Raw genomic sequence first — 12,865 nt, forward strand, 5'->3', positions numbered from 1 at the left:
CCCCCGCACCGCCCCCGTACCCCCAAGATCCGCCAGAGGGAGATCGAGTCATGCCCAGAAACCGCCGCCTGGCCGCCGCCGGAGTCACGGCCGCCGCCATATCCCTGCTCGCCTCCGCGTGTACGGGGCAGAGCAAGTCCGGTGCCACCGACGACGCGTCGAAGGACACCACCATCACCTTCTGGCACGGGTGGAACTCCCCCAACGAGGTCAAGGCGATCCAGGACGATGTGAAGGCCTTCGAGAAGGCGCACCCCAACATCCACGTCAAGGTCGTCGGCGACATCAACGACGACAAGATCAACCAGGCGGTGCGCGCGGGCGGTTCGAAGGCCCCCGACGTGGTGTCTTCCTTCACCACGAACAACGTCGGCCAGTTCTGCTCCTCCAAGTCCTTCGTCGATCTGGACCCCTTCCTGAAGAAGGACAAGATCGACCCGGCGGCCACCTTCCCCAAGACGATGAACGAGTACACGCAGTACAAGGGCAACCGCTGCACGCTGCCGCTGCTCGGTGACGCGTACGGCCTCTACTACAACAAGACGGCCTTCGCGAAGGCCGGCATCAAGGCCCCGCCGAAGACCTGGTCGGAGTTCCTCACCGACGCCAAGCTGCTGACGAAGACCAAGGGCGACAGCTACGAGCAGCTCGGCTTCATGCCGACCTACCACGGCTACGAGTCCACGACCGAGCACTACTTCGGCCAGTGGTCCCCGACGTACTTCGACGCGAACGGCAAGTCCAACATCGCCAAGGACCCGGCCTTCGCCAAGGCCTTCACCGAGCAGAAGAAGCTCGTGGACGGGCTCGGCGGCTTCACCAAACTGGAGAAGTTCCGGTCGAGCTTCGGCGACGAGTGGGGCGCCAAGCACCCCTTCCACACCGGCCAGGTCGCCATGCAGCTCGACGGCGAGTGGCGGCTCGGCATGACGCAGGACGCCAAGGTGAAGTTCGAGGTCGGTGTGGCACCGCTGCCCGTCCCCGACGACGAGGCCGCTTCGTACGGCAAGGGCTACGTCACCGGCACCATCGTGGGCATCCCCGCCACCTCGACCAAGCAGAACGCCGCCTGGGAGCTGGTCAAGTACCTGACCACCGACACCGAAGCGGTCGTCAACTTCGCCAACGCGATCCACAACGTGCCGTCCACCCTCGCGGCCCTCAAGTCCCCGGACCTGAAGTACGACCCGCGCTTCAAGACCTTCCTGGACATCGCGGAGAACCCCGCGAGCACCACCACGCCCGCATCGCCCAACGGCGGCGCGTACCTCGTCTCGATCCAGAACCTCGGCTTCGACTTCGAGAAGGGCAAGCGGACGGATCTGCAGGCCGGTCTGACGAAGACCGCGACGGAGATCGACAAGGCCATCGAGCAGGCGAAGTAGCCTGACATGAGCGCCACTTACACGCTCCGTTCGAAGCGCCGCCGCGCGGCGCTTCGAGCGCTGGCCTTCATGTCGCCCTGGCTGATCGGCTTCGGCGTCTTCTTCGCCTACCCGCTGATCTCCACGGTCTACTTCTCCTTCACGCACTACAACGGCATCGACCCCCCGACCTTCACCGGCTTCAAGAACTGGTCGTACGTCTTCAACGACTACCCGCTCTTCTGGCCCGCCCTGCGCAACACCCTGTGGCTGGTCCTGGTGATGGTGACCTGCCGGGTCGCCTTCGGGCTCGGCATCGGACTGCTGATCACGAAGATCAAGACGGGTACGGGCCTCTTCCGCACCTTCTTCTACCTGCCCTACCTCGCACCGCCGGTCGCAGCGACGATGGCCTTCGCCTTCCTCCTCAACCCCGGTACGGGACCGGTCAATTCGATCCTCGAAAAGATCGGGATCTCGGGTCCCGGCTGGTTCACCGACCCCTCCTGGTCGAAGCCGGCCCTGACGCTGCTCGCGGTGTGGGGCATCGGCGACCTGATGGTGATCTTCATGGCGGCGCTCCTCGACGTACCGCGCGAGCAGTACGAGGCCGCCGAGCTCGACGGCGCCTCGTCGCTGCAGCGGTTCCGCTTCGTCACGCTGCCGAACATCTCGCCGATCGTGATGTTCGCGGTGGTCACCGGGATCATCCAGACGATGCAGTACTACACCCAGCCACTGGTGGCGGGGAAAGTGGCGTCCGGGGTCATCGGCGGCTCCGGTCAGCAGTTCGAGCCCGGCTTCCCGGACAAGTCGACGCTGACGCTTCCGCAGCTCGTCTACACCCTGGGCTTCCAGACCTTCAACTACGGCGCATCCTGTGTGGTCGCCCTCGTGCTGTTCGTCCTCGCCATGGCCTTCACCGCACTGCTGATGCGGCGTCGCGGCGGACTGATCCAGGCTGGTGAGTGAGATGGCACAACAGGTAATCGACACCCCGCGTGTCACCGAGCAGACGGACACCCCTGCCGCCCGTGTGGCCCGCAGGAAGGCCGCACTGCAGTGGGTCGCCGTGCATGCCCTCGGCATCGCGGCTGCGCTCTTCTTCGTGCTGCCCTTCGTGTTCGTGGTGCTGACGTCGCTGATGAGCGACCAGCAGACCCTCACCCGCGACCTGATCCCCAGCCACTGGGAGTGGTCCAACTACCGCCAGGTGTGGAACACCCCGGGCTTCCTCGGCTGGTGGCGCAACACCCTCGTCTACGCGGGCCTCGGCACAGTACTTACTGTCGTGTCGTCGCTCCCCGTGGCGTACGCGCTCGCCAAGTTCCGCTTCCGCGGCCGCAATCTGTCGATGATGCTCGTCATCTCGATGATGATGCTGCCGCCGCAGGTCATCATCATCCCGATGTACCTGTTCTGGGCGAAGCAGCTAGATCTGAGCGGGACGCTCTGGCCGCTGATCATCCCGATGGCCTTCGGCGACGCCTTCTCCATCTTCCTGCTGCGGCAGTTCCTGCTGACGATCCCGAACGAGTACCTGGACGCGGCCAAGGTGGACGGGTGCAGCGAGCTCCGTACGCTGCTCAAGGTCATCGTGCCGATGGCCAAGCCGGGCATCGCCGCCGTCGCGCTCTTCCAGTTCTTCTACGCCTGGAACGACTACTTCGGCCCGCAGATCTACACCTCGGAGAACCCGGGGGCCTGGACGCTCAGTTACGGCCTCGACTCCTTCAAGGGCGCACACCACACCGACTGGAATCTGACCATGGCCATGACCGTACTGGTCATGGCCCCCGTGATCCTCGTCTTCTTCTTCGCACAGAAGGCTTTCGTCGAGGGCGTCACACTGACCGGAGTAAAGGGCTGATCTCGATATGAAGCTCGCAGTAGTGGGGGGCGGGTCCACCTATACCCCCGAACTCATCGACGGCTTCGCCCGGTTGCGGGACACGCTGCCGATCAGTGAGCTGGTCCTCGTCGACCCGGCCGCCGACCGCCTGGAGCTCGTCGGCGGCCTCGCCCGCCGCATCTTCGCCAAGCAGGGCCACCCGGGCACCATCACGACCACCTCCGACCTGGATGCGGGCGTCGCCGACGCGGACGCGGTGCTGCTGCAGCTCCGCGTCGGCGGTCAGGCGGCACGCCTCCAGGACGAGACGTGGCCGCTGGAGTGCGGCTGCATCGGCCAGGAGACGACGGGAGCGGGCGGCCTCGCGAAGGCCCTCCGTACGGTCCCGGTCGTGCTCGACATCGCCGAGCGGGTCCGCCGTACGAACCCCAACGCCTGGATCATCGACTTCACCAACCCGGTGGGGATCGTGACGCGAGCGCTGCTGCAGGCCGGCCACAAGGCGGTCGGGCTGTGCAACGTCGCGATCGGCTTCCAGCGGAAGTTCGCGGCGCAGCTCGATGTCGCGCCGTCCGACGTCTTCCTCAACCACGTGGGCCTCAACCACCTCACGTGGGAGCTGGGCGCAAGGCTCGGCGGCCCCGAGGGCGAGGACGTGCTGCCGAAGCTGCTGGCCGAGCACGGTGACGCGATCTCCGACGACCTGCATCTGCCGCGGTCGGTCGTGGACCGCCTCGGCGTCGTCCCCTCGTACTACCTGCGCTACTTCTACGCGCACGACGAGGTCGTACGGGAGCTGGCGACGAAGCCGTCGCGTGCCGCCGAAGTGGCGGAGATGGAACGGCAGTTGCTGAAGATGTACGGCGACCCGGCCCTCGACGAGAAGCCGGAGCTGCTGGCCAAGCGGGGCGGCGCCTTCTACTCGGAGGCGGCGGTCGACCTGGCGTCGTCGCTGCTGGGAGCGGGCGGTTCGCGCTACCAGGTGGTCAACACGTACAACAACGGGACGCTGCCGTTCCTGCCGGACGACGCGGTGATCGAGGTCCAGGCGACGGTCGACGGGACGGGTGCGACTCCGCTCTCGGTCCCGGCGCTCGACCCTCTCTACTCGGGCCTCATCGCGAACGTCACCGCCTACGAGGACCTGGCGCTGGAGGCCGCACTGCGCGGCGGCCGCGACCGCGTCTTCAAGGCGCTGCTCGCGCACCCGCTGATCGGCCAGTACGCGCTGGCGGACGACCTCACCGACCGCCTGGTCGCGCACAACCGGGAGCACCTCGCGTGGGCGTGACAGCAAGTGTGCTGGCGATCGATGCCGGCAACAGCAAGACGGACGTGGCGCTGATCGCCGCGGACGGATCCGTCCTGGGGACGGGGCGCGGGGGCGGCTTCCAGCCTGCTTCCGTGGGCGTCGAGGCGGCGGTGGACGTGCTGGCGGAGGCGGTCGCGAAGGCGGTCGGCGCTGTGTCGCTCCCGTACGCCGCCCATGTCTCGGCCTGTCTCGCCAATGCCGATCTCCCGGTCGAGGAACGGCAGTTGGCGGCAGCGCTCGAGTCGCGCGGCTGGGGTTCGACGGTGGAGGTCCGCAACGACACCTTCGCGATCCTGCGCGCGGGCGTCGAGGAGCCGCGGGGCGTCGCGGTGGTCTGCGGCGCGGGCATCAACTGCGTCGGCATGACCCCGGACGGCCGCACGGCCCGCTTCCCCGCGATCGGCCGGATCTCGGGCGACTGGGGCGGTGGCGGAGGCCTGGCGGAGGAGGCGCTGTGGTGCGCGGCGCGGGCGGAGGACGGGCGGGGCGAGCAGACGGCTCTCGTACGTTCCCTACCCGGCCACTTCGGGCTGCCGACGATGTACGCACTGATCGAGGCCCTGCACCTGGGCCACATCGCGCCCGAACGCCAGCACGAGCTGACACCGGTGCTGTTCGCGACGGCGGCGGAGGGCGACGCGATAGCGCGCTCCCTGGTGGACCGCCTGGCGGACGAGGTGGTGGCGCTGGCAACGGTCGCGCTGACCCGCCTGGACCTCCTCACGGAGGAGGCGCCGGTGCTGCTCGGCGGGAGCGTACTGGCTGCGCGTCACCCGCAACTCGACGACCGGATAGCGGAGTTGATGTCGGCCAGGGCTCCGAAGGCGGAGATCCGGGTGGTGACGGAGGCTCCGGTGCTCGGGGCGGCCCAGCTGGGGCTCGACCACGTGGGGGCTTCGGCGGAGGCGCATGCGCGGCTTCGGGAGGCGTACGCGTAACCGCTGGTGGCGGGGCGGATGGGTCGCCCCGCCGTCAGGCCGCCTCACTCCTCCGCGAAGAGTTCCTCGGCCGACTCTGCAGTCACGGCGCGGTCGAACCAGCGGTCGAGCTGGTCGATGTCGGTGCAGGCACGGATACGCTCCTGAGCCTCCTCGGGAACGTTGACCGCCCGCCGCTCCAGGAGACGCAGCAGAGCCTTTGCCTCACCTTGAGCACGACCCTCGTCGCGGATCTCCTCAGAGAGGTACGAGGTGAAGAAGGAGGTGTCCACGGCCATCATTGTCCTCCAGAGTTCCTTGGTGCGCTTGGTGGGCAAGCCTTGTGCGGCAAGTTCGTGCGCTCGGGTCACGGTCATGGTGCGCTCTTCGGTACGGGGATTCCTGAGGGCCCGGATCCAGGCCCATCAGTACGTACCGGCGAGACCCCCGGAACTCATCGCGGCCGGCCCAGGTGTTCGTCGGAGAAGCTAAGCCCTGGTGGGTGCGGCCGACTTGGCGGCCTGCTCGATCTTCGCGCGGTAGGCCGCGCGGGCTTCCTCGTCGATCGGCTGCTCGTGTTCGGGGCGCATCCCGGTGCGGCCGTCGAGGCCCTCGCGGAGGATGTCGGCGTGCCCGGCATGCCGGTTGGTCTCGGCGAGGACATGGACCAGGACGGCGAACAGATTCGTGTTGGGGGAAGGCTCCGGCCACCACGGCACGTGGCCGGGGGCGTCGAGGGGAAGTGCGTCGATCGTCGCGTCCGCGTGTTCCCACGTGCGCCGGTAGAACCCGACGATCTGCTCGCGGGTCTCGTCCTCGGCCGCCCACAGATCGCTTCCGTCGGAGTCCTGCCACCGGCACAGCGGTTCCGGGGACGGGCGGTCGAAGACCTCACCGAAGTACCTGGCCTCGACGCTGGCCATGTGCTTGACCAGGCCGAGGAGGTTGGTCCCGGTCGCTGTCAAAGGTCGGCGGGCGTCGTACTCGGACAAGCCGTCGAGTTTCCAGAGGAGCGCCTGGCGGTCCCGCCGCAGTCTCGTGTGCAGGTTGTCCTTCGCGAATTCATCGATCATGCGGCTTGAGCCTGCCATGGGCCGCCCATGGTCTCAAGATCCGTTGCGTGGTCTAAGCCACCCAGTGCGGCCGCCGGTCCACGGACCCGGGCGACACCCCGTGCGCAAGGGCGGCGGCCATGCGCTGCACGGCCTCGCGCAGGGTGTCGGGGGACACGGTGTACGGGATGCGGAGCCGCTGCTCGAAGAGGCCGGGGTCGGTGGAGAAGTAAGCGCCGCCTTCGATCCGTACGCCGTGCTCCAGGGCCGTCTCCGCAAAAGCCGACCCCACGGGCTCGCCCAGATCGACCCACAGCGAGAGCCCACCAGGCGGCGTGTGCCAGGTCCACTGCGGGATGTGCGAGGCGAGGGCGTCGGCGAGCGCGGCGCGCTGCACCCGGGCCTGTTCGAGGCGGGCGGGCAACAGATCGTCGGCGCGTTCCAACAACGCCAGTGCCAGAAGCTGATCGATGACGGATCCACCCATGTCGGTGGCGACGCGCTGCCCGGCGAGCTCGGTGACGAGCTTGGCGGGGGCACGGAGCCAGCCGATGCGGAGGCCGCCCCAGTGGGTCTTGCTCATGGAGCCGATGGTGATGACCTGCGCAGACGGACCGTGCGAGGCGAAGGGCAGCGGCGCGGGGACATCAAGCGCGAGCTCGGCGAGAGTCTCGTCGACAACGAGCCAGGTACCGGAGCGCTGAGCGGCACGCAGGATGCGAGCACGCTCCTCGTCCGGCATCAGACACCCGGTCGGATTGTGGAAGTCCGGAATGAGATACCCGAGTTGTGGCACCACCTGCCGCAGGGTCGACTCGACGATCTCGACGTCCCAGCCGTGGTCGGTGACGGGGACGGAGACGGTACGCAGCCGGGCGCGACGCATGGCGTCCAGGGCATTGGCGTACGACGGGTTCTCGACCATGACGCGGTCGCCGGGCCGCCCGAGCACCCCAAGGACAAGCGAAAGAGCGTGCTGAGCGCCGGAGGTGACGAGAACCTGCTCGGGAAGGGTGGCAAGCCCGCGCCGGGTGAACCGCTCGGCGACGACGGCCCTCAACTCCGGGAGCCCATAAGGGTGGTACCCAGGTGTCTGCACCTGCTCGGCAAGCTGCGGCCCGACCTGGGCGAGGGCGTCGGCGAGAGCCTCTTCGGGAAGACCGGGAGCGGCGCGGGCGAGGTCGATGGCGGTGTCGACGGATCCGAGCAGCCGGGCGATCCCGCGATGGGTGCGCCCCTCGGGAAGGGCGGTCCAGGTCCCGGCCCCCTGCCGACTCTGCGCATACCCGCCGTCCCGCAGCAGGTCGTACACGGCAGTAATCGTGGTCCGACTCGCCCCCACAGCAACAGCGAGCTCACGCTCGGCGGGAAGCCGGACGTGCAGCGCGATGCGCCCGTCGAGGATGAGCGCGCTGATGGCCTGGGCGAGGTGGCGGTAGGCAGGCCGGGCGCCGGCGGGGTCGGGGAGCATCGCGGCGAGCTGACGGCTGCCAATCGACCGTTCCATACCACTCTCCAAAAATTGGCCCTGCAGACGAGGCCAATAACTTTACAGACTGCCGCTCATTGGCCTGAAGGCAAGCGAAAGACGGCACTCCATGAACGGCACGCTCCCCCCACTGACGTACGTCACCCTCACCGCACACCCCCTGAGACGCCTGCCCCAGCTCTTCGCGGGCCTGGCGCTGTACGGATTCAGCCTGGCGCTGATGATCAGGTCCGAGCTGGGCCTGAGCCCCTGGACGGTCCTGAACGAGGGCCTGATGCACCACACGTCCCTGAGCTTCGGCACGATCACGGCGCTGGTGGGCGTGGCCGTCCTCCTGCTCTGGATCCCCCTGAAACAGCGCCCGAAGTTCGGCACGGTGGCGAACATCGTGGTCCTGGCGATCACCTCGGACCTGGGCCTGTCCCTGATCCCGAACGACCAGCCCCTACCGACCCGTTGGGCCCTCCTCACGACCGGCATCCTCCTGAACGGCCTGTCGATCGCCATCTACGTAGGAGCCCGCTTCGGCCCGGGCCCGAGGGACGGCCTGATGACGGGCGCCTCCGCCGCATCGGGCCGCTCCATCCGCCTGATCCGCACCCTGATCGAGCTCACGGTGCTGGCGGCAGGCTGGCTGCTGGGCGGAAGCGTGGGAGCGGGCACGGTGCTCTACGCGCTCGCGATAGGCCCGATCACCCAACTCTTCCTGCCGCGGTTCGCGTACAGGCGCACCCGAGAGGATCACAGGTAGGATAAAGGGCATGGATGACCCTACCGGCAAGTACTCGATCACGATGCCCCGGAACATTGCCGAAGCCGCCCGCGCACGCAGCGGCCCGTCCGGACTGTCTGCGTATGTCGCCGCAGCCGTCGCCCGCCAAATCGAGCGGGACAATCTCAACGAGCTGATCTCGGTCGCAGAGGCCGAACACGGGGCCATCACCGAGGAAGAGATCCAGTCCAAGCGAGACCAGCTTCACCGCGCCCGCGAGACGCAGCGGCAGGGCGGAGCGGACGCCGCATGACACGCTCCCCTGCCGTACCGGGTGGCACCCTGGTCCTCGACAGCGAAGGACTCGCCAAGGCGGTACTGCGCGAGCGGGAAGTGACCAGCTGGCTTGCCCTGGCCCGCGCCGACGACATGCGCGTGATCACCAGCGCGGCAACCCTCGTCGAGGTGGTGCACCCCCACATCAATCGCCCCGCCCTCGAATGGACCCTCTCCCGGATCATCGTCGAGCCCATCAGCGAGGACATCGCCCGGCACGCCGCCACCCTCCTCTCCAACGCCAGACTGCACGGGCACAAGTACGCGATCGACGCCATGCTCTGCGCCACCGCCCTCGTGTCCCCAGGCCCCGTGACCGTGCTGACGTCGGACCCGGAGGACATCACGGCCCTGTGCAGCACCAAGGTCACCGTCATCAAGGTGTAGACGGGCTCTCGCTCACCGCGGGTCATTCCAGAACGGGGAGGTTCGCCGCCGCATACTCCTCCGCGATCCGGAACACACTGGCGCAGCGCGGGCATTCAGCCCCGCCGAAGAGATGGAGGATTCCCGTGGCGAGCGCCGACTGTCCGTCGCGGACGGCAGTCTCGTGCATCCAACGGCCTGTGCCGTGGAGCTCCGAGGGAGATGCCGGCAGGAGGTGACGGCGATCAATGTCACCCAAGTTCCAGTCCCTGACTGCCGAGTAGCGCCCATGGTCCCCGATCGCGATCGACACCTCCGTAACGCAGTGTGGGCAGGTCAGGTGGTAGAAGTCGTCCGTGAAATCGCCCAGTTGCGCACTCAAGTGGTACTGGCCCCCGGTCGCGAGCAGATCCATGAAGGCGGGGAGGTAGTCGACGGGCCTCGATCGCAGGTGGCGGTCCACCAGGCCCCGGAGCTCCGCAATCGCGTCAGCGCAGCCCGCCAAGAGGTCGTCACAGCCGTGGTGCCCCGCCGCGTTCCGCACGACAGTCCCGGCCAGTTCACGGGCGCGCTGGTTGCCTGCCGCGAGGCTGACCAGGTGGGGCAGTGCGGCGAAGCCGGCGGGGAACACGAGGTCGTCCTCAAGGCACAGCCGGTGTCCCAGCTCATCCCAGACCAGGGCATCGTCTTCACGTTCCGCCCGCCTCAAGAGCTCGGGTACACGATCGACGTCCCCGAAACAGTCGTACATCCCCACCCAGTCGCTCATCTGGGCATTCAACCGCCTCGTGTCGTTCGCACGCGCCCCGCTGTCGTGGCCCACCCGACAGGTAGCCGGCCTCCCATCAGGTGACCTCGAACGGGAACCGAATTGATCCCCGCGGCGTATTCATGATGGGGAGGCAGCGGGGGCGCAGGCACCGGGTTGATCAAGATCCAGTCAATCCTGGTGTGCATGTCAGTACTTGCGGCCATACTGCTCGCCGTAGCAACCGTCCACGACCCAGGGGGAGGTCAAGTGGCACACCCGCCGACAACGGGCGCAGAAGCACCCGCACCGGTGCAGACCGGCGCGCCCGCACCCGCTCCGGTCCGGCGCAGCGCCTGGTCCGAGTCGAAGGATCGGCTGCGTGCTGCCGCCACCACCGAGCCCGGGCGGTTGCGCATCATCGGGGCTGTGATCGCCGTGCTGGTCGTGGCTTTTGGGGCCGTGGCCGCCTTTGAGATCACCGATCGGTCCGCCGCCGCCGACGACGTGGTCAACCGCAGTCAGCCGTTGAGCGCCGACGCCGCCAATATCTACCGGTCGTTGGCCGATGCCGACACCGCTGCCGCCAGTGGGTTCCTCGCCGGGGCCATCGAGCCCGCCGATGTGCACGCTCGGTACGACAAGGACATCGCGACCGCCTCGCGACTGCTCGTGAAGGCCGCCTCCAACACCGACAGCTCCAGTGAATCCGGGCAGCAGATCGCCCAGTTGAACGAGTGGCTGCCCCGTTACACCGGGCTCATCGAGCGCGCCCGCGCCAACAACCGGCAGGGGCTTCCCCTCGGTGGCGCCTATCTGCGGTACGCCAACCAGCAGATGACCACCCAGCTGCTGCCCGCCGCCGAGAAGCTGTACGACGCCGAGACCGGGCGGCTGTACGAGGACTACGACTCCGCCGAGGTCTGGCCCTACTTCGCGACCGCCGTCGGACTCGTCGCGCTGGGCGGGCTCTTCTACGCTCAGCGGCGTCACTACCGCCGTACCAACCGGGTGTTCAACCACGGTCTTGTCGCCGCTTCCGCCGCCTCCGTTGTCGTGTTGTTGTGGCTCGTCGTCGGTCATGCCGTCGCTCGCGCCGATCTCTCCACCTCCCGGACCCACGGGCAGGAGTCGTTGAAGGTGCTCAACGATGCCCGCATCAACTCGCTCAAGGCTCGGGCCAATGAGAATCTGACGCTTGTGGCCCGGGGGGCCGTTCTGACCAAGGACGGCACACAGGATCAGTACGAGGCCGACTACAGCGGGGAGATGAAGTCCCTCCTCGCCGGGCTCACCCAGGCCAAGAAGCTCGCCAACGACAAGGCGGGGCTCGACCCGGTGACGCTCGCCGCCACCAGCGCCGACATCTGGCAGGGGCGGCACAGCAACGCCCGCAAGACCGATGACAACGGTGACTACGAAGGCGCGCTGGAAGCCGTCATCGGGACCAAGGATCCGAAGAAGTCGACCGGCGCCTGCTTCGACCAGGTGGACGCCGCGATTCAACAGGCCATCGACCATGAGCAGCAGCAGTTCACCACCGCCGCCCAGGACGGGCGCGATGCGTTGAACGGGCTGCCCATCGGCGCTGCCGTGCTGGCTGTGCTCGGGGCCGCGGGTGCGGCCATCGGCATCAGCCGCAGGCTTTCGGAGTACAGGTGAGGAGGGACACGGCGATGGCGAGGAAACCGAGACTGCGCGGCTGGGGCGGCGTCACGGGCATGGCCGCGGCGTGTGCACTGACCGCCTCCGTGACCCTGGGACCGATCCTCTACGCGAGCGGCAACGGAGATACCGACGGCTCGCGGCCCGGCGGGCAGGGCATCGGGCAGGGTGTCGCCGTCCAGGCCGACGAGTGCTCCAACCCCGAAGCCAGCCTGACGCCCTCCGGCGCCGACGGGCCCACCATCGACAAGATCAAGCAGGCCGGGAAGCTCGTCGTCGGCGTTGACCAGAACAGCTACCGGTGGGGATATCGCGATCCCGCCACCGGGAACCTCGAAGGCTTCGACATCGATCTTGTGCGGGCCATCGCCCAGAACATCCTCGGTGATCCGGATGCCGTGATCTACCGCGCCATCCCCACCAACCAGCGCATCGACGCCATCCAGAAGGACAAGGTCGACATCGTCGTGCGCACGATGACGATCAACTGCTCCCGCATCAAGCAAGTCGCCTTCTCCACCGCCTACTTCCAGGCCGGCCAGCAGGTGCTGGCCCCCAAGGGATCGCCCATCACCGGGTACAACGACACCCTCAAGGGCAAGAGGGTCTGCACGGCGAGCGGATCGACCGCGTACGACGCCCTGAAGGCGAAGTCCTTCGGCGCCGACTTCACAGACATCACCGTGCCCAACCAACTGGACTGTCTCGTACGGCTCCAGGTGGGCGAGGCCGACGCCGTCGTGACCGACAACGCGCTCGCCGCAGGGCAGGCGGCGCAGGACCCGGCCGTCGAGCTCAAGGGCGAACCCTTCACCACGGAGTACTACGGAGTCGCCACCAAGATCGGGAAAGACGATCTGGTGCGGCGCATCAACGACGTCCTCGTCGACTACCGCGAGGGCGGCAAGAACAGCCCGTGGATGAAGGCCTACGACAAGTGGCTCGCGAGCGATCTCAAGGGGATAACGGGGCCACCCGCCCCGAAGTACCGCTGAGCTTAAGCTGAGTTGAGGGTACGGACACACGCATGGTGAGAGCTGGCAGCAGCAGAG

General features: G+C 67.8%; 14 protein-coding genes. 10 read left to right on the forward strand and 4 right to left on the reverse strand.

Features of this window, described 5'->3' with window-relative positions; genetic code table 11:
* Nucleotides 1-50 precede the first annotated feature (50 nt).
* Genes OG707_RS12180 through OG707_RS12200 form a run of 5 tightly spaced genes read left to right on the forward strand, consistent with a single transcriptional unit; the run spans nucleotide 51 to nucleotide 5,466 of the window.
* Nucleotides 51-1,385 carry an ABC transporter substrate-binding protein gene (locus OG707_RS12180; RefSeq protein WP_329117377.1) on the forward strand — a complete coding sequence of 445 codons (1,335 nt, stop codon included), beginning with the start codon at nucleotides 51-53 and terminating at the stop codon, nucleotides 1,383-1,385.
* 6 nt (nucleotides 1,386-1,391) lie between these two features.
* Nucleotides 1,392-2,336 carry a carbohydrate ABC transporter permease gene (locus OG707_RS12185; protein WP_329117379.1) on the forward strand — a complete coding sequence of 315 codons (945 nt, stop codon included), beginning with the start codon at nucleotides 1,392-1,394 and terminating at the stop codon, nucleotides 2,334-2,336.
* A gap of 1 nt (nucleotide 2,337) precedes the next feature.
* Complete coding sequence (locus OG707_RS12190; protein ID WP_329117381.1) at nucleotides 2,338-3,234, forward strand: carbohydrate ABC transporter permease; 897 nt, start codon at nucleotides 2,338-2,340, stop codon at nucleotides 3,232-3,234.
* A 7-nt stretch (nucleotides 3,235-3,241) separates the two neighbouring features.
* Nucleotides 3,242-4,507 (forward strand): 6-phospho-beta-glucosidase, encoded by a 1,266-nt coding sequence (locus OG707_RS12195; RefSeq protein ID WP_329117383.1) that lies wholly within the window; start codon nucleotides 3,242-3,244, stop codon nucleotides 4,505-4,507.
* A complete protein-coding gene (locus tag OG707_RS12200) occupies nucleotides 4,498-5,466 on the forward strand; it encodes an N-acetylglucosamine kinase (RefSeq protein WP_329117385.1) in 969 nt (322 codons plus the stop codon). The genes OG707_RS12195 and OG707_RS12200 overlap by 10 nt, the downstream gene beginning before the upstream one ends.
* A 44-nt stretch (nucleotides 5,467-5,510) precedes the next feature.
* Here the strand turns inward: OG707_RS12200 and OG707_RS12205 are convergent, their stop codons facing one another.
* The 3 genes from OG707_RS12205 to yczR form a co-directional block, all read right to left on the reverse strand.
* Entirely contained in the window at nucleotides 5,511-5,822 is a 312-nt protein-coding gene (locus tag OG707_RS12205; protein WP_329117387.1) for a hypothetical protein, read from the reverse strand.
* Between the two features lie 111 nt (nucleotides 5,823-5,933).
* Nucleotides 5,934-6,518 carry a DinB family protein gene (locus OG707_RS12210; protein ID WP_329117389.1) on the reverse strand — a complete coding sequence of 195 codons (585 nt, stop codon included), beginning with the start codon at nucleotides 6,516-6,518 and terminating at the stop codon, nucleotides 5,934-5,936.
* Between the two features lie 52 nt (nucleotides 6,519-6,570).
* A complete protein-coding gene (gene yczR, locus OG707_RS12215) occupies nucleotides 6,571-8,004 on the reverse strand; it encodes a MocR-like transcription factor YczR (protein ID WP_329117391.1) in 1,434 nt (477 codons plus the stop codon).
* A 91-nt stretch (nucleotides 8,005-8,095) separates the two neighbouring features.
* On the opposite strand from yczR, the gene yczE reads away from it, so the two are divergent.
* The 3 genes from yczE to OG707_RS12230 are packed head-to-tail and all read left to right on the forward strand — an operon-like array spanning nucleotide 8,096 to nucleotide 9,421.
* A complete protein-coding gene (yczE, locus tag OG707_RS12220; RefSeq protein ID WP_329117393.1) occupies nucleotides 8,096-8,737 on the forward strand; it encodes a membrane protein YczE in 642 nt (213 codons plus the stop codon).
* 10 nt (nucleotides 8,738-8,747) lie between these two features.
* A complete protein-coding gene (locus OG707_RS12225; RefSeq protein WP_329117395.1) occupies nucleotides 8,748-9,011 on the forward strand; it encodes a CopG family transcriptional regulator in 264 nt (87 codons plus the stop codon).
* Entirely contained in the window at nucleotides 9,008-9,421 is a 414-nt protein-coding gene (locus tag OG707_RS12230) for a type II toxin-antitoxin system VapC family toxin (protein WP_329117397.1), read from the forward strand. Before OG707_RS12225 ends, OG707_RS12230 begins: the two co-directional genes overlap by 4 nt.
* A 22-nt stretch (nucleotides 9,422-9,443) precedes the next feature.
* Here the strand turns inward: OG707_RS12230 and OG707_RS12235 are convergent, their stop codons facing one another.
* Nucleotides 9,444-10,169 carry a hypothetical protein gene (locus OG707_RS12235; protein WP_329117399.1) on the reverse strand — a complete coding sequence of 242 codons (726 nt, stop codon included), beginning with the start codon at nucleotides 10,167-10,169 and terminating at the stop codon, nucleotides 9,444-9,446.
* Nucleotides 10,170-10,418: 249 nt separating this feature from the next.
* Between OG707_RS12235 and OG707_RS12240 the strand changes: the two genes are divergently transcribed.
* Nucleotides 10,419-11,810, forward strand: coding sequence for a hypothetical protein (locus OG707_RS12240; RefSeq protein ID WP_443071318.1), 1,392 nt, complete (start codon nucleotides 10,419-10,421; stop codon nucleotides 11,808-11,810).
* A 14-nt stretch (nucleotides 11,811-11,824) separates the two neighbouring features.
* The gene (locus OG707_RS12245; RefSeq protein WP_329117400.1) at nucleotides 11,825-12,808 is read left to right on the forward strand and encodes a glutamate ABC transporter substrate-binding protein; all 984 of its coding nucleotides are present in this window, start codon (nucleotides 11,825-11,827) and stop codon (nucleotides 12,806-12,808) included.
* Nucleotides 12,809-12,865 lie beyond the last annotated feature (57 nt).

The organism is Streptomyces sp. NBC_01465 (genome assembly GCF_036227325.1).
In the GTDB taxonomy this organism is placed as follows: Bacteria; Actinomycetota; Actinomycetes; order Streptomycetales; family Streptomycetaceae; genus Streptomyces.

Excerpts from the sequence above, each read along its gene's own strand:
- OG707_RS12180 (WP_329117377.1), top strand. The coding sequence starts at position 51 with ATGCCCAGAAACCGCCGCCTGGCCGCCGCCGGAGTCACGGCCGCCGCC.
- OG707_RS12185 (WP_329117379.1), top strand. The coding sequence starts at position 1,392 with ATGAGCGCCACTTACACGCTCCGTTCGAAGCGCCGCCGCGCGGCGCTT.
- OG707_RS12190 (WP_329117381.1), top strand. The coding sequence starts at position 2,338 with ATGGCACAACAGGTAATCGACACCCCGCGTGTCACCGAGCAGACGGAC.
- OG707_RS12195 (WP_329117383.1), top strand. The coding sequence starts at position 3,242 with ATGAAGCTCGCAGTAGTGGGGGGCGGGTCCACCTATACCCCCGAACTC.
- OG707_RS12205 (WP_329117387.1), bottom strand. The coding sequence starts at position 5,822 with ATGACCGTGACCCGAGCGCACGAACTTGCCGCACAAGGCTTGCCCACC.
- OG707_RS12210 (WP_329117389.1), bottom strand. The coding sequence starts at position 6,518 with ATGATCGATGAATTCGCGAAGGACAACCTGCACACGAGACTGCGGCGG.
- yczR (WP_329117391.1), bottom strand. The coding sequence starts at position 8,004 with ATGGAACGGTCGATTGGCAGCCGTCAGCTCGCCGCGATGCTCCCCGAC.
- yczE (WP_329117393.1), top strand. The coding sequence starts at position 8,096 with ATGAACGGCACGCTCCCCCCACTGACGTACGTCACCCTCACCGCACAC.
- OG707_RS12225 (WP_329117395.1), top strand. The coding sequence starts at position 8,748 with ATGGATGACCCTACCGGCAAGTACTCGATCACGATGCCCCGGAACATT.
- OG707_RS12230 (WP_329117397.1), top strand. The coding sequence starts at position 9,008 with ATGACACGCTCCCCTGCCGTACCGGGTGGCACCCTGGTCCTCGACAGC.
- OG707_RS12235 (WP_329117399.1), bottom strand. The coding sequence starts at position 10,169 with ATGAGCGACTGGGTGGGGATGTACGACTGTTTCGGGGACGTCGATCGT.
- OG707_RS12245 (WP_329117400.1), top strand. The coding sequence starts at position 11,825 with ATGGCGAGGAAACCGAGACTGCGCGGCTGGGGCGGCGTCACGGGCATG.